Source organism: Vibrio sp. Y176, from assembly GCF_033438945.1.
In genome coordinates this window covers 1-21423 of record NZ_JAWOQS010000018.1, presented here as the reverse complement: position 1 = coordinate 21423, position 21423 = coordinate 1, and the positions used below count along the sequence as shown (strand labels likewise).

The following is a 21423-nucleotide window of genomic DNA, read 5'->3' as shown; positions in this document are numbered from 1 at the left end:
GAGTCATCATGCATTGGACGTTCAACCGACTCGTGACCACGGGTCTTTTTCTTACTTCCCCACTCGTCTTATCTACCTCAGCCTTTGCTAACCAAGCAGCAGATGCGGTTGCACCGGAGCACAGTACTGGCTTCGAGCAAAAGCAATTGGTCAAAGCCAAAGGTTATATGGTCACAGCAGCCAACCCACTTGCAACCCAAGCCGGGGCGGATGTTCTTGCACAAGGGGGCAATGCTATTGATGCCATGGTTGCCGTACAATTGATGCTGGGCTTGGTAGAGCCGCAATCATCAGGTATTGGTGGCGGTGCCTTCTTAGTGTATTGGGACAGTGAGAAACAAAAACTGACTACGTATGATGGACGCGAAACCGCACCGCTCGCCGCGACGCCGAAACTCTTTTTAGACGAAAAAGGACAACCCCTACAATTTTACGATGCGGTTGTCGGCGGGCGCTCCGTTGCCACTCCTGGTACAGTGAAACTGCTGTGGGACACGCACCAGAAATACGGCAAGTTGGAATGGAAAAAGATCATCCAACCCGTAATTACCTTGGCTGAACAAGGTTTCGAAGTTAGTCCTCGCCTCGCGAGTCTGATTGAAAAAGATGCCAAGCGCCTATCTCGCTTCCCTGCGACTAAGGCTTACTTCTTCAATCCAGATGGCTCACCAAAAGCCGAAGGCACGTTGTTGAAGAACCCTGAATACGCGCAAACTCTGACGGCAATTGCAGAGCAAGGGGCAAAAGCTTTCTATCAAGGCGATATCGCCACAGACATCATCAAGACAGTACAGAGTGCACCGGGCAATCCTGGCGTATTGGCACAACCTGACTTTGATGCGTTCCAAATCAAGCAACGTGAGCCGGTTTGTGCGGCTTATCAAAGCTATGATATCTGCGGCATGGGACCACCTAGCTCTGGCGCATTGACGGTTGGACAGATTCTCGCGATCACCGAGCAATACGATCTTAAAGGTTGGGGAGCCGAAAGCGCAAAATCATGGCAAGTGATCGCCGATGCATCGCGCCTTGCGTTTGCGGATCGCGGTAAGTACATGGCTGACCAAGATTATGTGCCAATGCCAACCGAAGGCTTGCTTGATAAAGATTATCTCAAACAACGTGCTGAGCTCATTCAAGTCGGTAAAGCCTTGAGTAAGGCTGAAGCCGGTAATCCTCCTTGGTCGCACGCCATGAACTTAAGCATGGACCAATCGATCGAGCTGCCTTCCACCAGCCATTTCAATATCGTCGATAAGCAAGGCAATGTGGTTTCAATGACAACAACCATCGAGAACGCCTTTGGCTCACGCTTGATGGTACGCGGCTTCTTGCTCAATAACGAACTGACCGATTTCTCTTTCCGCACGCATCAAGATGGTGTGCCAATCGCAAACCGATTAGAACCGGGCAAACGCCCACGTTCATCTATGGCACCAACCATTATGATGAAGGATGACAAGCCTTACATGGCAATTGGCTCACCGGGTGGCAGCCGCATTATTGGTTACGTCGCACAAGCCATTATCGCCCACACGCAATGGGATATGGACATCCAAAGCGCGATTAATCAGCCACGATTGCTGAACCGTTTTGGCACCTTAGATATTGAGCAAGGTACCGCCGCAGAGGGCTTAAAGCCTGCTCTGGAGAAGATGGGCTTTAAAACCGATGTTCGGGATTTGAACTCTGGTCTGCATGCGATACGAATAACAAAAGACGGTCTTGAAGGCGCTGCGGATCCAAGACGTGAAGGTGCCGCTATCGGGCAGTAAGAGTCTTTCGCTCGACCCCTTGTGCGAGATCTCTCACAAAGGGTTGAGCAAACCTCTCTTTTTTAATGGTAAAACCGTACAGCAAAGAGCATAAGCCATTGAATTTGATACTCATGTATCTTTTTTGAACGCTAAGAGAGTTAAAAAATGTGAGATTAGCCCGTTGTTGGAAATCGTTAAACACGTAATATTAAACCTGTCGGAAGGATGCTGACACGGAACAGGAAACACCACGGACTTGGTGAACTTCAGGAAGAAGAAACGGTTATTCAGGATGAATAGTCGGGCATGGATTGCAAAATTGGACATTGAACGGAATCAATAGTGACTAGGATGGTTGCTACTAAGGACGGGAAATGGACACCTCTGGACGAGGCAAGGATTTGAACATCAGGATGATGTCAGGGACACCGCTCAGGGAACAAGTGATGAGAGCTAACGAGGATAGTTAGCAGACCAGGATAAGGTCATTAAGGACACCGCTAGGAAGGCGACGTAAGGATTAAGCTGACGGATTCAGCACACTATCATGGATTAGATGCATGGAGCACTCTTAGTAGCCGGATTGCTGCGAGTAAGACTATAACCCCGATGGGCGCAAGCCCTCGGGGTTTTTCTTTGCCTAAAGTTTTTCTTAGCAGCTCTTCTGAAAGCAGACATTCACCCACAACGCCCACCTTTCACTTCAAACGGTATAGTTAAATCGCGCTTTCGAAATCCATTTATCATTCCATTTTTTCCTACGTTAGCGACACCAAAACTGCACAAACAAAAAGAGCCGCCGAAGCAGCTCTTAAGTTGATGATACCAATCACAGTAAATAAGTGATCAGAAATAGCGTAGGGAAAATGCTTGAGAACAAGGCGCAATTTTTCGATAAGTAGTTTTTCTACAATCAAAAATTGCAACGCAGTTATCGAGTATTTTAACAAGCTAGAATGACCAGTTATTTACTACGATTGGTATGAGTTTTGGTCAAGCCTTACAGTTTCTCTAGTCGTGCGTAAGCAGTTACCAACCATTTGATGCCTTCACCGTTAAAGGCAATCTGTACACGGCTTTGTGGACCACTGCCTTCGAAGTTGATGATGGTGCCTTCACCAAACTTTGGATGCATCACACGAGAACCTAGCGTAAAGCCGGTTTCATTAAAGCTCTCTTTCACAACAGTTTGGCTAAATCGACCACTGCTTGAAGGACGGCTAACTTGCGCCTTCATTCGTACTTCATCTAAACAAGTTTCTGGCAGTTCACGGATAAAGCGAGACGGTTTATGGTATTTATCCTGACCGTACAAACGACGCATTTCAGCATAAGTGATGTACAGTTTCTGCATTGCACGGGTCATGCCTACGTAACACAGACGGCGTTCTTCTTCTAAGCGCCCTGCTTCTTCTGCCGACATTTGGCTTGGGAACATGCCTTCTTCCACACCGACCATAAACACCAATGGGAACTCTAGACCTTTCGCACTGTGTAATGTCATGAGCTGAACCGCATCTTCAAATTCGTCCGCTTGTCCTTCGCCCGCTTCTAGTGCTGCGTGGGTTAGGAATGCCGTCAGCAGTGACATGTCTTCGGCTTCTTCTGGTTTCTCGAATTGGCGAGTTGCGGTCACCAATTCCTCCAAGTTCTCAATACGTGCCTTAGACTTTTCACCCTTCTCTTGCTCGTACATCGCGAACAAGCCCGAGTATTTAATCACATGGTCAGTTTGGTGATGCAGCGGCATCTCTAAGGTGTCGTCTTCTAGCGCGGTGACAAGCTCGATAAAACGGCTCAGAGCACCAGCAGCGCGACCAGCAAGCACCTTCTCGTCCAACATTGCCACACTCGCTTCCCACATGGTGCAACCACGATCACGAGCCGCAAAGCGGATGGTTTCAAGCGTCTTATCGCCCAAACCACGCGTTGGCGTATTCACCACACGTTCAAACGCCGCATCATCGTTACGGTTGGCAATCAGACGCATGTAGCTCAAGGCATCTTTGATTTCCTGACGTTCGAAGAATCGCATGCCGCCGTAGATACGGTAAGGCAGACCGGCTTGAATTAACGCTTCTTCCAGAACACGCGACTGGGCGTTGTTACGGTAAAGCATCGCAGCGTCATTCAGAGCACCGCCCTTGTCTTGCCACTCTTTGATTTTGTTCACCGCAAAACGGGCTTCATCTAATTCGTTGTAAGCGCTGTAAACCGAGATAGGCTCACCGACCACGCCATCCGTCCACAACTCTTTACCCATACGCTCGGTGTTATTCGCAATCAGGGTGTTAGATGCTTCCAGAATGGTCTTAGTGGAACGGTAGTTTTGCTCAAGACGAATGGTATTTACGCTTGGGAATTCGAGTGTAAACTTCTCAATGTTCTCGACTTTTGCACCACGCCAGCCATAAATCGACTGGTCGTCATCACCTACGATCATCACGTGACACTCAGGACCCGCCATCATACGTAGCCAAGCATATTGAATGTTGTTGGTATCTTGGAACTCATCCACCAAGATGTGCTTAAAGCGTGCTTGGTAGTGTTCACGAACGAACTTGTTATCACGCAGTAGCTCATGTGCGCGCAGCAAGATTTCCGCAAAATCGACTAAACCAGCACGATCACACGCTTCTTGGTAAGCGGTGTACAACTGCAGATATGTCTTGGTTACTGGATCATGGTACGCATCAATGTGCGACGGACGCAGACCTTCGTCTTTCTTACCGTTAATCCACCATGCCACTTGGCGTGCAGGCCATTGCTTCTCATCGAGGTTTTGCGCTTTGATCAAACGCTTTAGCAGACGCTGCTGGTCGTCACTGTCAATGATTTGGAAATCTTCCGGTAGCTTGGCATCAAGATAGTGTGCACGCAGAATACGGTGACAAATGCCGTGGAAAGTACCATTCCACATACCGCCTGCACTGCCCATCATTAGCTCTTCGATACGTCCACGCATCTCTGCCGCCGCCTTATTGGTAAAGGTTACCGACATAATTGAGAACGGAGAAGCTTGCTCGACCGACATCAGCCAAGCGATACGGTGAACAAGAACGCGTGTCTTACCACTTCCTGCGCCAGCAAGAACGAGCAAGTTTTCTAGAGGTGCTGCAACGGCTTCACGCTGTTTATCGTTCAAACCGTCGAGTAATAGAGATGGATCCATCATGATGAGAGCTACTGGTTATTTATACATAAAAACCGATTATAACCTAAACAACCGGGTGCTGTTTAGACAAAACTTGATAAAAAAATCGATGTTTTTTTGCCCAACACATCAATTAGTTATACCTATTTGACCCTACAAACCCATTTACTTCAGAAATTTTTCTGAAAGTTTTTTAGCCAGTTTCCTATCTTTTAAGTTAAGCAAGTTGATAACAAAAACGCCAAAACAGGCGATTCATCTTGCCAACTTAAAGTAAAGGAAATCATTCAGAGGAATTTATTATGAAAAAGTCGAATCTAGCTGTTACTGCTGCTGTTACTGGTCTTCTAGCTCTTGGTGGCACAATGCTAACTGCAGCTCCAGCTGTCGCTGCTGAAAAAGAAAAGTGCTATGGCGTTTCTAAAGCAGGTAAAAACGACTGTGCAACAAAAAGCAGCTCATGCGCTGGTACTTCTAAAGAAGATAACCAAAAAGACGCATTCGTAGTCGTACCAAAAGGTCTTTGTGACAAACTCGCTGGCGGTAGCACTTCTTCTTCATAATCTTTTATCGCTAGCTATTGTGAGGATGCGTTGACGCTCAACCAACGCAAAGCCAAGACGCATCCTTCTCTTCCCGCACGATTTGAAAAGGAGTTTCACGTGAAACACCACACCTTCCACGACCTTGTTGGAGTTGGATTAAGAACCCCTCACCTCGATTACTTTAGCCAAAACCAACCCGAGTTGTCTTGGTTAGAAATCCACAGTGAAAACTATTTCCAACCCAATGCAACAGAGCGCCATCAGCTACAAACGCTTCGCGAGCAATATCAAATTAGCTGCCACGGTATTGGTTTGTCGCTAGGTTCGGTGGAACGTGTTAGTCAAAAGCATCTTGCGCAACTTAAAGCACTGATTGACTCAATCGACCCAATCCTTGTTTCTGACCATTTAAGTTGGAGTAAAAACGGCGGTCACTACTTTAATGACCTGCTTCCACTTCCGTATACGGAAGAAGCGCTCAACGTGTTCACTCGTAACGTGAATGAAGTGCAGGAATATTTGCAACGCGAGATCTTGATAGAGAACCCATCTAGTTATGTGAAGTTTCAACATTCGACCATCAGCGAATGGGAGTTTCTTACCGAAGTGCAAAAGCGCACTGACTGTCGTTTATTGCTCGATTTAAACAATGTTTATGTTTCGGCGTTCAACCACGGTTTTGATTGCGACACATACCTAGATGCGATTCCAGCCGACAAAGTGGATGAGATTCACTTGGCAGGTTTTACCATCAAACAACTCGACAAAGGTGAGATATGGATTGATACCCATAGCCGCCCGGTTAGCGATGAAGTTTGGCAGTTGTTTTCACAGTGGACAAAAAAACACGGTCCACGTCATACGTTGATTGAATGGGATTTGGATATCCCCGCGCCAGAAGTCTTGCTCGAAGAAGCGCAGAAAGCATCACAACTGCTGTTGCAAGGCACACTTCCAAGTGAACAAAGCGAACCAAGGAAGGCATCATGAATCTAGCCACCTTACAAAGCCAGTTTGCTAAAGCCCTGCACTATCAAGCGCTCGGTGAAGACTGCGATATTGCCAGTGATGAGTTTACCGCTGATGAACGCATACAAATTTACCGCAATAACTTTATCGTCAGCTTAAGCGAAGTGTTGTCCGCGACCTACCCGATGGTTGAAGCGCTGCTTGGTGAAGAATGCTTTGAACAGATAGCTCGCCAGCATGTTCTTTCTTACCCATTAGAAGAAGGAAATGTGGTGCATTATGGCGAAGGCTTTCAAGACACCATCATGCAGTTTAGTCAGGTGATCGCACAAGCACCTTACAGCCCTGAAGTCGCACGCTTCGAGTGGCATATCGACCTAGCTCGTCAAGCACAGTATGAACAGTCCAATGCAGCAGAATTAAAACCGCTTGCGTTACTTGGCGAAGTGAGTGAAGAGCAACAACCCGCTTTAGTCTTACACCTTAAAAAGGGCTGCCGCAGCTTTGACTCCAACTACGCAGTATTCGATCTATTTAGCGCGATTCAAACTGGGCAATTCGAACAACTTAATATCAACCAATTACAGCAAGGTGTCATATCGATTCAAGCCAATGGAGAAGCCTTGTGTCACGCACTCGATGCTGATGTGTTCCAACTGCTGCAATGCTTAGAGCAGAAGCTGAGTTTGAGCGAAATACCTGAAGTTTTACTCGCTCATCTCAATCGCATCATGGCACTCGATATTGTTGACGGCTTTACATTGCAATCAATCTAAGGAGCACTCTATGACGGATACGGTTAAAAACTTAGTGAATCGGTACGACGATTTAATCAGTACCTTACAAGCAGCCTTTGTCCCTTTACTACTTCTCTTTTGTCGCTTTTGGGTTGCTTGGGTGTTCTTCAATTCAGGACTAATCAAAATCTCATCTTGGGATAGCACGCTGTACTTATTTGAGCTGGAATACCAAGTGCCAATCTTGCCATGGGAATTGGCGGCTTATTTAGGTACGGCTGCGGAGTTGGTTCTACCGATGTTCTTGGCACTGGGATTGATTACCCGCCCGATGGCAGCAATGCTGTTTGTGTTCAACATCATCGCAGTGATCTCTTACCCACTGTTGTGGGAGAAAGGTTTTTATGACCACCAACTATGGGGATTGATGATTCTTATCGTAATCGTATGGGGGCCAGGACCGCTGTCTTTGGACCACATCCTGAAAAAGAAAATGAAGAGCTAAAAAAATACCCGCATCATGCGGGGATTTTTTATTATTTATTCAAGTAAGCCAGTAGCTCTTCTGCTGAGATACCTTGCTGAGCGAGGTCTTTTGCCATCTGCTCGACTTGTTCATCTTTGCGTGACTCAATCACTTGCTGAAATTGGTACACGATATCACGCAAAATTGGCAGAGGTACTTGTTTAGCCGCACTACGAATACGCTCGGAGCTTTGATTACCCAGCTCATTAAGCAACTTGCCAAACATCACCTTTTCTGGTGAATCTTCCATTTGCTCTAGAATACGAGCCATTTCATACGTGGTTAACGACATTACTTTTTGAGTTCCGTTATGGTGTCAGGAAAAGTCTGAGTGACAAATATACACGCCTTACTTACATTGGAAAATACTAAATTACACTGATTTACGCTTTCGCAAAGCTCGAGTGCCAGTTCTTCCCTGCTTTTGTAAACAGAACGACCAACGCAGGTAATAGGACCCACATATGAATTGCAATCAAGGTTTGCGGATCCAGAGATAAGCGTTGCAGCGTACCCACCAACAAACCAGAGCCACTCATTTGGAACAATCCAAGCAGTGCAGCTGCCGTGCCCGCCTTATCACCAAACGGTTCTAACGCTTTCCCTGCCGCTGCACCCAGAATGAATGCAAAACCTACAGAAGACATGAAGATAGGTAGCATGAAAGAAAGCGCGGTATTCTGACCATTCATCACTAGCATGATCACACCAGCGAGACCCAGAGTTGAGATCCCGGTGACCAAGGTGTTGTGAGTTCCAACGCGCTCCATAAACTTAGGCGCCAGCATACATGCCGCAATGTTTATCACCGCATTTACACCAAACCAGAAAGTGAATTCATTCATCGACAGCCCCATCCCCGTCATCAATACCGACGGTGCTGAGGTAACGTAAGCAAGAATAACCGCCATCGCCATCAAGCATAATGACGCATGGAAAACAAAAGATGGTGTGCTAAGCACTGCCCAATACCGACTAAGCTTAAACACGGCTTGCTTTTCTGTTGACGGGTTAGTCTCTTTCATCATGAAAAACATCAATGATCCAGACACCACAGCAAAACCAGCCATAAAGCTAAAGTTAGCACGCCAGTCAAATTGCTGAGTTAACCAGCTACCTAGAATTGGAGCTAAAGCCGGAATGAAACAAATCGCACCGTTAAGGTAGCTGATCATTTTGCCGCTTTTTTCCGGGCCAAAGATATCGCGAACTGTTGCAAAGGCTGCTACCGATGTCGCACACGCACCTAAGCCTTGTAGCAGTCGGGAAACCAACATCCACTCAATATTTTGAGCACTCCACGCCAATAAAGCGCTCATCGCGTAAATGGTGATACCGCCCAATGCAACAGTTCGACGTCCGAGTTTATCTGCTAGGGGACCTGCGAATAGCTGACCAACACCCATAGCAAATAAGAACCAAGTGATCGTGTCTTGTGCTAGCGCATTATCGACCTGAAAAGTGGAAGCAATAAGAGGTAAAGCAGGTAGATAAATATCAATCGCTAAAGGACTGAAAAGAACCAAAAGGGTCAATAACGCCATCTGTTTTTTACTATTAGAAAACTGGCTAGACACACAACACTCCGAATTGGATAAAGAACTTTGGGTAAAGCTTAATCATCTGATGATATGAATGGAAATGATGTATAATCATGAGCATTATTCCTCAGAGGAAATTCACTGTGAACGTCGAAAAACTGGCTCGTATCGATTTAAATCTATTGGTCTGCTTTAAAGTGCTGATTGAAGAGTTAAACGTTACTCGTGCGGCCCACCGATTGTGCTTAAGCCAATCCGCCGTAAGTAAATCACTGGCTAAACTGCGCATTCAATTTGATGACCCGCTTTTCACTCGAAACTCACATGGATTAACACCTACGCCGCGCGCATTGTTTCTTAAACCGAAACTGGATCTGTTGATAAATCAGTTAGAAGTGCTGACTCAACCCGAAGAGTTTTCTCCGCAAAGCAGTGAATACCGTTTTCAAATAGCAGCGGTAGAGAGTGTCTATCCTCTCATTCTACCCCATTTCTTACCGGCGATTTTTCAACAAGCACCTGGCGTGACAATTAGCACACACCCGTGGTCGGATAATACATTTAAAATGCTTCAACGCGGCGAACTGGATTTAGGCTTAACTGGAAAAGATATCGATATAAACGATGCCAAGCTGACTCTTCAACCACCCGATGACATTTGCGAGTTGGAAATTTATCGTGATTACCAAATGTGCATCATTCGCAAAAACCACCCTGCGCTAAAACAACCTTGGAATCTGGAAGCCTATCTCGCCCTACGCCATGTACAAGTACGTTGTGATGGCAACGACCGTTGGTTGCTAGATTATCGCCTTGCAGATATTGGCGCCGACCGCGATATTGCCGTCACCGTGCCCGACTTTAACAGTGCCGCAAGTTTATGTTCATACACCGACTTTATCTTTACTGCGCCAAGTCATTTTGTGCAACTTGCGGCCAAACAGCTTGATTTGGTCGTGCTGCCACTACCGTTAGAATTCCCACCTATGGCTTACACTTTATTCTGGCACCGAGATAGAGAAAACGACCCTGCATTAGGCTGGCTACGTACGATGATCACACAAAAAACCGATCACCTTAGATAAAAACACCGCGCTCAATTTGCGCTTAGCGGCTAAAATGAGTAGCTTAACTGTCGTAGTCCTTTTTGGCTCATCTATGGCCTAGTTGTACTCCGACTCTATTGAAGTGATTGCGAACCTCAATGGAATCGTAAACTGCATGAAGCAGATGGAAACAGCTCCCACACCTGAGCATGAAGGAGCGGTAATTTGAAGGAATAACACAGATGCACAACGATACCCAAAGCCGCGTGAATGCAATTCGCGAATGGCTAGCACAACATAATATTGATGCCCTACTTGTCCCACATGAAGACGAGTACTTGGGCGAATACGTACCAGCGCACAACGAGCGTTTACATTGGCTAACTGGCTTTACTGGTTCTGCTGGTGCTGCGGTAATCACCAAAGACAAAGCCGCTATCTTTGTTGATGGTCGCTACACAGTACAAGTAACAAAGCAGGTTCCTGCTGATCTATTCGAATACCGTCACTTGATTGAAGAGCCTGCACTAGATTGGATTAAAGACCATCTTGCAAATGGCGCGTCTGTGGCAATCGACCCTCGCATGCACAACTCTGCTTGGCTAGACATGGCACAAGCAAAACTTGCAGGTACCCTTGAGCTTAAGATTCTCGATAGCAACCCAATTGATGAACTGTGGCACGACCGCCCTGCTCCTGTGGTTTCTGATGTTCGCCTAATGGCAACAGAAACAGTTGGACAATCAAGTGAAAGCAAACGCCAAGAAATCGCAGAGCTCGTGAAAAAAGCCGGTGCAGACAGCGCAGTGATCACAGCACTTGATTCTATCTGTTGGTTGCTCAACGTTCGTGGTCTAGATGTCTCACGTCTACCAGTTCTGCTTTCTCACGCGATTCTGCACTCAGACTCAAGCGTGGAATACTTCCTAGATCCTGCTCGCCTACCTGCTGAGTTTGACGCTCATGTTGGTGCCGGCGTGACGGTTCATCACCCAGAAGCATTGCAAGCACGACTAGAAAACCTAACTGGCAAGAATGTACTGGTTGACCCTGCAACAAGTAACGCATGGTTTAAATTGGTTCTACAAAATGCTGGCGCATCTGTGGTGAGTAAAGCTGATCCATGCCTAATGCCAAAAGCGGCGAAGAACGCCGTTGAAATCGCAGGTATGAAAGCATGTCATATCCGTGATGGCGTGGCGATGAGCAAGTTTCTATCTTGGTTAGATGCTGAAGTCGTTGCTGGTAACCTGCATGATGAAGCGACGCTGGCAGACAAACTGGAAGCGTTCCGTAGCGAAGACCCGACACTTATGGATCTTAGCTTCGATACCATTTCAGCTGCGGGCGGCAACGCGGCAATGTGTCACTACAACCACGAAAACCAACCTGAACCTGGCAAGCTAGAACTGAACACACTTTACCTAGTGGATTCAGGCGGTCAGTACCTAGATGGCACTACAGACATCACGCGTACAATTGCGATCGGTCAGCCTTCACAAGAGATGATTAAACAATTCACTCTTGCGCTAAAAGGTCACATCGGTGTTGCACGTGCACGTTTCCCGAAAGGCACACGTGGTTACCAAATCGATACGCTAGCTCGTCAGCACCTGTGGGCGGAAGGCTACGATTACGATCACGGTACTGGTCACGGTGTTGGTCACTTCCTAAGTGTTCATGAAGGTCCAGCGAGCATTTCGAAGAAGCAAGTCGACGTGCCTCTAACAGAAGGCATGGTGCTATCCAACGAGCCAGGTTACTACCGTGCAGATGCGTTTGGTATCCGTATTGAGAACCTAGAGCTTGTTGTTGAAACCCCAACTAACGGTGACTTCCCTGTTCTGTCATTTGAGTCGCTAACGCGCTGTCCAATCGACAAGCGCAATATCAACGTTGATATGCTAACTCGTCCAGAACTTGCTTGGCTGAATGATTACCATCAGAAAGTATGGGATGAGATCAGCCCACTTGTTGAAGGTGATGTGAAAGAGTGGCTTCGTCAAGCAACGCTACCAATAGCACACAGCTAGAAGCTAGAAGCTAGAAGCTAGAAGCTAGAAAAAAGTAGAGGGTTGATGTTTTGCATCAACCCTCTTTTCTTTACTTATGTTTCACGTGAAACATAACGATGACCAGTGTCTTTATTTGCTGATTAACCAGAATACGCCGAGTGCCAATCTCGCCATACAGGATCAAAGCCTTTGGCTCGAATCATATCTTCCACAGAACCAGCACTTCGCTCATCACTGATCTCAAACTGCTCGAGTTCAACATCATCCATCGCATAACCACCCGGCTGAGTTTTAGATGCAGCAGACATACTGGTGATACCTAACGGTAATGCATTGTCTCTGAACTTTGGTGATTCACGAGTCGATAATGACAACTCCACTTCTGGATTCAACAAGCGATAAGCGCAGATCAACTGCACAAGCTGTTTATCCGTCATGACTGATTTGGGTTGGAGCGCGCCCTTACAAGGACGTAAACGTGGGAAAGAAATTGAGTAACGAGTCTGCCAATATGTGCGCTCAAGATAGTCCAAGTGCGCTGCCACATAAAAACAATCTGTTCGCCACTCTTCCAACCCTATTAAAGCACCAATACCGATCTTATCGATGCCCGCCTTTGCAAGACGATCGGGTGTATCCAATCGGTATTCAAAATCCATCTTATTGCCACGCAAATGGTGCTCGGCGTAAGTCGAAGGGTGATACGTTTCTTGATAGACCATCACCGCATCCAAACCCAATGTCTTGAGCTCAGCGTATTCGTCTTGATCAAGTGGCTGTACTTCCATCGCTAAATAGTTAAAGCGCTTCTTAATCATCGGCACCATTTCGCGGAAGTATTTCATGCCCACTTTGGTTTCGTGTTCGCCAGTCACCAGCAATACGCTATCAAACTTCATGCGCTTGATTGCTTCGACCTCTGCAACCACTTCGTCCCGATTCAAGGTACGACGCTTGATTCTATTCTCCATCGAGAAGCCACAATAAGTACAAGCATTGGCACACAAGTTAGAAAGGTACAATGGAATGTAAAGCGACATGGTATTACCAAAGCGCTTACGAGTTGCCGAATATGACAGCTGCGCCATTTGCTCTAAGTACGCTTCAGCCGCTGGTGAAATTAGCGCTTTAAAGTCTTCCAAATCACGCTTGGGTTTATTCAATGCTCGCTCGACGTCTTTTGCCGTTTTCGCATAGATAGACATCGAAATGTCATCCCAATTCAGCTGCTTAAATTGTTCAACGAAGCTCATGTTTTCCTCGCTTAATAGCTAAACCAATCTAGGACTAAAGCTCATCTAGGAATGACGTCAGTGGACTCGACGCAACCGCATGAGAAACCTTACCTGCAAGTCCGGCTTCATAAGCCATACGCCCCGACTCTACCGCCAACTTAAATGCTTTCGCCATCGCAACGGGATCGCTCGAAGTCGCAATCGCGGTATTAACTAGCACGGCATCCGCGCCCATTTCCATCGCACGCGCGGCATGTGAAGGAGCACCAATACCCGCATCAACAATGACAGGAACATTAGCTTGGTCGATGATGATCTCTAGGAAATCGTGAGAAACTATCCCTTTGTTGGAACCAATCGGAGCACCCAATGGCATGACAGCAGCGCAGCCAACCTCTTCCAATCGTTTACACAGAACCGGGTCAGCATGACAGTAAGGAAGGACAATGAAGCCTTCACGAACCAGCTGTTCAGCGGCTGCAAGTGTCTCAATTGGATCGGGCATCAAGTACTTCGGGTCTGGATGAATTTCCAGTTTTAGCCAGTTAGTACCCAACGCTTCTCGCGCCAGTTGTGCAGCAAACACAGCATCTTTAGCATTCTTTGCTCCTGATGTGTTTGGCAATAAGTTCACACCCGCTTGTACTAACGGCAACAAAATATCGTCTTGTTGGTCGTTCACATCCACACGCTTCAACGCCATGGTCGCAAGTTGAGATCCCGACACTTGAATCGCTTCTGCCATTAATCGGCTGTTGGCAAACTTCCCTGTTCCCGTGAACAGTCTTGATTCGAATTGTTTATCACCAATTTTAAGCATCGACTTTAACCCCCTGCGATCGCTTGAAACAAAGAGATGCTATCTCCCTGTGAAAGAACTGTGCTAGCCCACTCACTGCGCGGCACAACATTGTTATTAATTGCAAAAACACAGCCCATTTCAGGCAGCGCAAATTGACTAATGATTTGCTGTAGATTTGACTCACTGGCAACTTGATGTGACTGGTCATTGATGACAATAGTGATCACATCTAAGTCAGCAGCGGTCATTTGTGTTGTTTGTTGTTCTGATAACGTCATTGCTTCCAACTCTCTTAATTCTGCCCATTACTCACAAGCTAAATCTGAGCACACACTTGGCACTGTTTATCTTTGCTTATCGCCATGGTTTGCCATTGCAGTTTCAACCCATCAAACAGATGCAACTTGGCAGTCTCGACATGAAACTTTCCCGTCGCCAGTTTTTGAATTGCTGCTATCGCTTGGTAGTTACCAAGTGTGCCGACCACCGGACCGACGACACCGCTCTCACTGCACTTTTGCGTTTGCGGTAATTCGTCGAACGGATACAAACAGCGGTAACACGCTTTACTCTGCGCTTCTTGTTCACTTGGTGTTTGGTAATCAAAGACAGCGAATTGCCCTTGCCAACCAATTGCCGCCGCCGAGATGAGCGGCGTATTTTGCTCGAAACAAACTTGGTTAATTAGCTGACGCGTTGGCATGTTATCGGTGCAGTCGAGCACCACATCCGCTAGCATCACCTCAAGCTGAAGCTGTGCTTTGTCTAATCGCTTATTGAGGGCACGAATTTGAACCATAGAATTAAGTTCAGTAAGTTGCTTTACAGTCGCTTTTGTTTTCGCAACTTGGAGGTCTTGTTCACGATAAATGATCTGACGTTGTAGGTTACTGCTATCAACTTCATCATCATCAACCACAACCAATTTACCAACACCCGCTGATGCCAAGTACAAACTCGCAGCACTTCCTAACCCACCACAACCGATGATCAGCACATGCGATTTACTCAAACGCTCTTGCCCAATTTCGGCAATTTCAGGCAGAGCGACTTGGCGCTGATAGCGAAGGAACTGCTTATCCGTGAGCATGCTCGCCTCTCTTGGTATCCGCCAACTCACTATTCTGATCAGTGAACGTTAGCTGTCTTTCCTTCATCAGTTGTGCGAAGAACTCGATGACCGATTGAGGTGATTCTGCCAACGTAATAGCACGCACTACTGCTAAGCTAGAAACACCTGTTTGCCAAACTTGGTCAGCATTAGATTGGTCAATGCCACCAATCGCGACCGTCGGAAAGCCAAGCACATAGTCACTACCTGCTTTGTCTTTTGCGGGACGGAAAACCAACTCTGTGTTTCCGTAAGGAATGCTATCAATCAGCTTTTGATAAAGAGACAAGCGCACCAAACCTTGTGGTTTCGATGGCATCTGTTTTGTGGTGGTTGGGAAAATATGCCCTAGCGCGATGTAACTAGGATGAATTTGTACGATGCGCAGTAGCTCATAATAACCATGAGTAGAAAGACCAAGACAAATGCCGGCTTTAGTTAGCTGAGCCAAATTCGATTCTTCTATGTCTTCTTGTCCTAGGTGAACACCATAAGCGCCATGCTTGATTGCCAACTGCCAATAGTCATTGATGAACACTTGTGCTTGATACTGACGACCTAGCTCAATTGCTCGAATGATCTGTTGTTCTAAATCGGCTTGTTGTGGGTTCTTTATTCGCAGTTGAATAGTGTTGATGCCTAGTGGCAGTAGACGCTCAATCCAAGCAACATCATCAACGACTGGATAGAGCCCTAGACTTTGCTTAGTTAGAGTTGGAAAGCTAACGCTCTCACCTTGTGCAGACCAACCAACTTGAATACCTAGTCGGTTATCCTCCAGTACAGGTGTGGGGAAATCATCAAATTGGTCAGCCCACTGAGTAGATCTTCCCTCGTTAAGGTTGCCATTCAACAGTGTTTCACGTGAAACATTCGCTTGTTGAGTTAGCATTCCTCGAGCAAGTGTTAACGCATCTTCGATAGGAAAATCGAGTACTGTCAGCGTTACTATCCAAGCAAGGTGATGTTCAGGATCGAACATTGCGTTGAGTTTGGACTTAACGGAAAGCGCTCTCACTTCGTTGTTAATTGGGTGACGCCAGATATCAAGCTGAAGCACTTTCTCCTTTTCATCGGATACATGCGTATCAGCAATGCCAATATAAATCGCTTTCGACGGTTGCTTAGCACACGCTTCTACCGATAAAGCAGAGCGGTAATAGAGCACAAATGAACTCTCATTCTCAGAGTCATAACCATTAATAAGATCTGTCGTTATGCGTGTGGTCTGTTGGTCGCGAACAAGCTGAAGACATTGAGTTGGGCTCACACCCAACTCAATGTCTTCTATGCTAAAACCCTGTTCTTTCGCCAACAACAAACATTGCTGAACTAAACCTGTCAGTTCAATCAACGATGACGGAATAAGGATTTTGCTCATTAGTCACTTACCTCGGCATGTGCTGCTGGGTGGTATAGCTCGGAACCTGACTCTCTAAATTCTTGCGATTTCTGACGCATCCCTTCAAGAGGATCATCTAGCATTTTAATCGAGATAGCTTGGTCCGCAGCAACTTGCTCAGTGTCTTTCGCGTACTCTCGTACCTCTTGCGAAATCTTCATCGAGCAGAACTTTGGTCCGCACATCGAACAGAAGTGAGCAACTTTGCCGGACTCTTGAGGTAAGGTTTCATCATGGAAAGTGCGCGCGGTATCTGGGTCGAGTGACAAGTTGAATTGATCTTCCCAGCGGAACTCGAAGCGAGCTTTAGAAAGCGCATTATCACGAACTTGAGCACCTGGGTGCCCTTTCGCTAAATCAGCGGCGTGCGCAGCAAGCTTATAAGTGATCATGCCTACTTTCACATCTTCTTTGTTTGGTAAGCCAAGATGCTCTTTAGGAGTGACGTAGCAAAGCATCGCACAGCCATACCAACCAATCATGGCAGCGCCGATGCCTGAAGTAATATGGTCGTAACCAGGAGCGACGTCTGTCGTCAGTGGGCCAAGCGTGTAGAATGGTGCTTCATGGCAGTGCTCCAGCTGCTCTTCCATGTTCTCTTTGATCATATGCATTGGAACATGGCCAGGACCTTCGATAATTACTTGTACGTCGTATTCCCACGCAATCTTGGTTAACTCACCAAGGGTACGAAGCTCTGCAAATTGCGCTTCGTCGTTAGCATCGGCCACCGAGCCAGGACGCAGACCATCACCGAGAGAAAGTGCGACATCATACTTAGCACAGATTTCACAGATCTCTCGGAAGTGGGTATATAAGAAGCTTTCTTGGTGATGCGCTAAACACCATTTCGCGATGATAGAACCACCACGAGAGACGATGCCAGTAACGCGTTTTGCAGTCATTGGCACATAACGAAGTAGTAAACCGGCATGGATAGTAAAGTAGTCAACGCCCTGCTCTGCTTGCTCAATCAGGGTATCGCGCATCACTTCCCAGTTAAGGTTTTCCGCAACACCGTTCACTTTCTCAAGCGCTTGGTACATTGGCACGGTACCGATCGGAACCGGACTGTTACGTAGAATCCACTCGCGAGTTTCGTGAATATTGCGTCCAGTAGAGAGATCCATAACGGTATCGCCACCCCAGCGCGTCGCCCACACTAGTTTCTCTACTTCTTCTTCAATCGAAGAAGTGACCGATGAGTTACCGATGTTGGCGTTCACTTTGACCAAAAAGTTACGTCCAATGATCATTGGTTCGGATTCTGGGTGGTTGATATTAGAAGGGATAATAGCGCGACCTTCGGCGACTTCTTTACGCACAAACTCTGCAGTAATGTCCTTTGGTAGGTTCGCACCAAAGCTTTGACCCGGATGCTGTTGATTCAGCACTTCATCGCGATACTTGGCACGCCCCATGTTTTCACGCAGCGCGATATATTCCATTTCTGGGGTAATAATACCTTTGCGAGCATAGTGCAATTGGGTCACACAATGGCCATCTTTGGCACGTCGAATACGTGGTAGATTACCGTAACGAAGATCGTCTAGTGTTTCGTCTTCTAAGCGTTCTTTGGTGTACACCGAGCTTACTTCATCAAGTAGCTCAGTATCGGCACGCTCTTCAATCCACCCTTCTCTCAGCTTAGGTAAGCCGCTATAGAGGTCTATGGTGTGCTCTGGATCTGTGTATACACCCGAGGTATCGTAAACGCGTACTGGCTCATTAGGTTCGAAAATAGGCGCTTCTTTTGTGCCTCCAATAAGGCTATCAGCGAGTGATATTTCACGCATTGGCACACGAATATCTGGACGTGAACCTTCTACGTAGACTTTGCTTGAATTGGGGTACGGTTGTACCGAGAGTGTATCAATGAACTGTTTTGCTTCCAGTCTCGCTTGTTTGCGACTCGACATAGCATTTTTCCTTGCTTTGTTATACTAGATAAAAAGTAATTGGATAAAAATGCTTGGCGGATAGATGCGACAAGAGGAGTCAAATTAAGGCTAGTTAAAGCTTACGATATTTGCCTGTAACAACATTCGACTTTTGATAGGTCAACCAGAAAGAACTCCGGTGTGAATATCTTCTCTTGTTCCCTTCGCAGATTCTAATCTGATCAGGTTCAACGGATCCCGAATTAACGGTCTCAGCCTTATGGCACTCCGACAAGTGATGTCAGTATATAAAAACGGCTTGGTGAAACCAAGCCGACCTGTTCAATTTTTAACTACTTTGCTAGCTGCGCATCAATAATTGAAAGCCTATCCACGCCGCTGAAATACTTAACACTACATTCAACAATACGTTCAACCCCATCTTAAAGAAAGCGCCCTGCTGCATAAGCAACACATTATCCATCGAGAAGGTGGAAAACGTCGTTAGTGCCCCTAAAAAACCCAAGCCAATCACTTGTCGCCAAGGTTCCGTTGCCAAAAGTTCATTATCGAAAGCTGCTATCAATAAGCCCATCATAAATGAGCCAACAACGTTAACGGTTAACGTACCATATGGAAAACCACGCCCCAATAAAATGACACAAAGTTCAGAAATTAAGTAACGAGAACATGCACCAAATGCACCACCCAATGCAATAAAACCCAAAACGGATAGTTGTCCCATAATTCCCCCAGAAAAGTTAATGGCGACATTGTAATCAAATTTACGGCAATAGTGATTATACAATCTTAGAATTCAGCAAAGTATAGCGCTTAAAACTTATCAAGATTTTAAAAGTTACAGGAGTCACTTTACTTCAATGTATCCCATCAAACCCGTCTTCATATGTTCAATTACATGACAATGGTACATCCAACGCCCTGGGTTATCTGCAACAAATGCCGCTTTCGCACTGCCGTTTTTTCCAAGTAAGACCGTATCGGTATGAAACGGTTCGTCGAGTTTTTTGCCATCTAACTCAAGAACCGTAAATGTGTGTCCATGAAGATGAATAGGATGATGATATTGGGTGACGTTCTTTAGGTTGAAGATATAGGTTTTTCCAATCTCCAATGTTGAAAGCGGCGCTGGAATATTATCTTTGCTCATTCCCTCCCAAGCCCGTTTGTTCATCAGCCAGAATTGGGGGATCGCTTTGCCCGATTGATCAGCAGGAGTGATCGCCCCCTCCCACTCAAACACATAATCGATTTGCTCTGCATTTTTCAAATCGAGAGCTGGCACAGGGTTGAGAGGTAATAAAGGCAGTTTCTGGTTGTTCGACAGGTCAGACTCAACAACGTCAAACTCGCACAAAGGGAATGGGAAGCGTCCTTTCATTTGACGCACATAAACACGTTTTCCAGCCTTTGGAGCAATCAATCCGACATCTAACCTCATTCCTGGACCAATTTTATGCTGAGTGAGCTTATAAGGCGTTTTAACAGGGTTACCATCAATAGCAATAACCCAAGCCTCTGCACCTTCAATAGCGATCGGGTAAGTAATGGTGTTATCGACATTAGCAATTCTTAATCGCGTGGTAGCATTCTGCTTCAGCGTATAAACAGGTTCATGCACACCATTGACGCTACTCCACTCTCCGGGAGTCCCCATACGAGCGCTCAAGCGCGGTACCATAAGGTTCTTCCACTGACCTTGTTTGTCTAAATGCCAATGCTTTAGAACTATTTCCTGTTCTTCATCAAATAGAACAGGCTCAGCCTCTTCAACGATAATTAGCCCAACTAAGCCCATACCAAGTTGCTTAACGCTATTCATGTGGGGGTGATACCAAAACGTGCCTGCATCTGGCGGTGTAAATTCATAAACGAATGTTTCACCCGGCATGATAGGCGGATGGCTTAAGAAAGGTACACCATCCATTTCAATAGGGATTCTCAGACCATGCCAGTGAATTGTAGTTGGCTCTGAAAGCTTGTTGGTGAATCGGATAATAACTTTCTCACCTTGGCGACAGCGAATCGTAGGTGCTGGAATCGAACCATTAAACGCGAGTACGTCTGTGTTAAACCCTGGGACCAATTCTGCAGTAGAAGGCTCTGCAGTGATATCGTATATATTTTGCCCCTTATTAGTACTCCGAGATAGAGAACATGCGGGTAGAACGGTAAGTGCGGAGATTGCTAAGGATGATTGAAGAAAGCGGCGACGAGATATATCCATACATAGTTACTCATTAATCCAGAACGGTTGAGTGTAACTAAATATAAATAGTGATTCCCCTTTATTATTAAAATTTCGGGCCACTGATCATTACAGCTAACAGTAGTTTCGTTCGTTCAGTAGATTAAATGCTGCCAAAGTACAGCAGAAAGCCATACTTACGGGATAAGAGTCGAAATAAGCTGTAATAATGAGAAGAAACCAGATACAAAAAAGGCTCTGACCTAAGTCAGAGCCTGATATGTGGCAGGGGTGGAGAGATTCGAACTCCCAACACGCGGATTTGGAATCCGCTGCTCTGCCAATTGGAGCTACACCCCTATAGAATTTTCATATTCTAGATTTGACAAAACCTCGCATAAGCGAGGTTGTCGATATTAAGTGGCGGAGTGGACGGGACTCGAACCCGCGACCCCCGGCGTGACAGGCCGGTATTCTAACCAACTGAACTACCA

General features: G+C 46.3%; 18 protein-coding genes, 1 tRNA gene and 1 riboswitch. Of the genes, 7 read left to right on the top strand and 12 right to left on the bottom strand.

Annotated elements, in window-relative coordinates; genetic code table 11:
- Window positions 1-8 precede the first annotated feature (8 nt).
- Complete coding sequence (ggt, locus tag R7O13_RS22710) at window positions 9-1775, top strand: gamma-glutamyltransferase (RefSeq protein ID WP_318304751.1); 1767 nt, start codon at window positions 9-11, stop codon at window positions 1773-1775.
- A gap of 982 nt (window positions 1776-2757) precedes the next feature.
- On the opposite strand, the gene uvrD is transcribed toward ggt, so the two are convergent.
- A complete protein-coding gene (gene uvrD, locus R7O13_RS22705) occupies window positions 2758-4932 on the bottom strand; it encodes a DNA helicase II (protein ID WP_005378778.1) in 2175 nt (724 codons plus the stop codon).
- Between the two features lie 281 nt (window positions 4933-5213).
- Between uvrD and R7O13_RS22700 the strand changes: the two genes are divergently transcribed.
- From R7O13_RS22700 to R7O13_RS22685, 4 genes are all read left to right on the top strand, one after another.
- Window positions 5214-5474: a DUF2282 domain-containing protein gene (locus tag R7O13_RS22700; protein WP_005378779.1), complete on the top strand. Its 261-nt coding sequence runs from the start codon at window positions 5214-5216 to the stop codon at window positions 5472-5474.
- Between the two features lie 99 nt (window positions 5475-5573).
- A complete protein-coding gene (locus tag R7O13_RS22695; protein WP_318304750.1) occupies window positions 5574-6446 on the top strand; it encodes a DUF692 domain-containing protein in 873 nt (290 codons plus the stop codon).
- Entirely contained in the window at window positions 6443-7201 is a 759-nt protein-coding gene (locus R7O13_RS22690; protein ID WP_318304749.1) for a DNA-binding domain-containing protein, read from the top strand. The genes R7O13_RS22695 and R7O13_RS22690 overlap by 4 nt, the downstream gene beginning before the upstream one ends.
- A gap of 10 nt (window positions 7202-7211) precedes the next feature.
- Window positions 7212-7667, top strand: a complete 456-nt coding sequence (locus R7O13_RS22685; protein WP_017633511.1) for a DoxX family protein — start codon at window positions 7212-7214, stop codon at window positions 7665-7667.
- A gap of 31 nt (window positions 7668-7698) precedes the next feature.
- Here R7O13_RS22685 and R7O13_RS22680 read toward each other — a convergent pair whose 3' ends face one another.
- Both R7O13_RS22680 and R7O13_RS22675 read right to left on the bottom strand, forming a co-directional pair.
- Window positions 7699-7980, bottom strand: coding sequence for a hypothetical protein (locus R7O13_RS22680; RefSeq protein WP_005378786.1), 282 nt, complete (start codon window positions 7978-7980; stop codon window positions 7699-7701).
- A 91-nt stretch (window positions 7981-8071) separates the two neighbouring features.
- Window positions 8072-9265: a multidrug effflux MFS transporter gene (locus R7O13_RS22675; protein ID WP_005382927.1), complete on the bottom strand. Its 1194-nt coding sequence runs from the start codon at window positions 9263-9265 to the stop codon at window positions 8072-8074.
- A 107-nt stretch (window positions 9266-9372) separates the two neighbouring features.
- On the opposite strand from R7O13_RS22675, the gene R7O13_RS22670 reads away from it, so the two are divergent.
- Together R7O13_RS22670 and R7O13_RS22665 are read left to right on the top strand one after the other, a co-directional pair.
- Window positions 9373-10314, top strand: a complete 942-nt coding sequence (locus R7O13_RS22670; RefSeq protein ID WP_005378791.1) for a LysR family transcriptional regulator — start codon at window positions 9373-9375, stop codon at window positions 10312-10314.
- A 203-nt stretch (window positions 10315-10517) separates the two neighbouring features.
- Window positions 10518-12308: an aminopeptidase P family protein gene (locus R7O13_RS22665; protein ID WP_238844155.1), complete on the top strand. Its 1791-nt coding sequence runs from the start codon at window positions 10518-10520 to the stop codon at window positions 12306-12308.
- Between the two features lie 122 nt (window positions 12309-12430).
- Here the strand turns inward: R7O13_RS22665 and thiH are convergent, their stop codons facing one another.
- The 9 genes from thiH to R7O13_RS22620 all read right to left on the bottom strand — a co-directional run bounded on the left by thiH (window position 12431) and on the right by R7O13_RS22620 (window position 21289).
- Window positions 12431-13543, bottom strand: a complete 1113-nt coding sequence (gene thiH, locus R7O13_RS22660; RefSeq protein WP_213961384.1) for a 2-iminoacetate synthase ThiH — start codon at window positions 13541-13543, stop codon at window positions 12431-12433.
- 34 nt (window positions 13544-13577) lie between these two features.
- On the bottom strand, window positions 13578-14345 hold the full coding sequence (locus R7O13_RS22655) for a thiazole synthase (RefSeq protein ID WP_017633515.1): 768 nt from the start codon (window positions 14343-14345) through the stop codon (window positions 13578-13580).
- Window positions 14346-14350: 5 nt separating this feature from the next.
- Window positions 14351-14605, bottom strand: coding sequence for a sulfur carrier protein ThiS (gene thiS, locus R7O13_RS22650; protein WP_005378804.1), 255 nt, complete (start codon window positions 14603-14605; stop codon window positions 14351-14353).
- A gap of 38 nt (window positions 14606-14643) precedes the next feature.
- Window positions 14644-15417, bottom strand: coding sequence for a HesA/MoeB/ThiF family protein (locus R7O13_RS22645; RefSeq protein ID WP_017633516.1), 774 nt, complete (start codon window positions 15415-15417; stop codon window positions 14644-14646).
- Entirely contained in the window at window positions 15404-16819 is a 1416-nt protein-coding gene (locus R7O13_RS22640) for a thiamine phosphate synthase (protein WP_318304747.1), read from the bottom strand. Before R7O13_RS22640 ends, R7O13_RS22645 begins: the two co-directional genes overlap by 14 nt.
- Window positions 16819-18759, bottom strand: a complete 1941-nt coding sequence (gene thiC / locus R7O13_RS22635; RefSeq protein WP_318304745.1) for a phosphomethylpyrimidine synthase ThiC — start codon at window positions 18757-18759, stop codon at window positions 16819-16821. The genes R7O13_RS22640 and thiC overlap by 1 nt, the downstream gene beginning before the upstream one ends.
- A 163-nt stretch (window positions 18760-18922) precedes the next feature.
- A riboswitch (TPP riboswitch) is annotated at window positions 18923-19021 on the bottom strand.
- A gap of 60 nt (window positions 19022-19081) precedes the next feature.
- Window positions 19082-19465 (bottom strand): fluoride efflux transporter CrcB, encoded by a 384-nt coding sequence (gene crcB, locus R7O13_RS22630; protein WP_005378811.1) that lies wholly within the window; start codon window positions 19463-19465, stop codon window positions 19082-19084.
- 123 nt (window positions 19466-19588) lie between these two features.
- Complete coding sequence (locus tag R7O13_RS22625) at window positions 19589-20968, bottom strand: multicopper oxidase family protein (RefSeq protein ID WP_318304743.1); 1380 nt, start codon at window positions 20966-20968, stop codon at window positions 19589-19591.
- A gap of 244 nt (window positions 20969-21212) precedes the next feature.
- Window positions 21213-21289, bottom strand: a tRNA-Trp gene (locus R7O13_RS22620).
- Window positions 21290-21423: the final 134 nt, after the last annotated feature.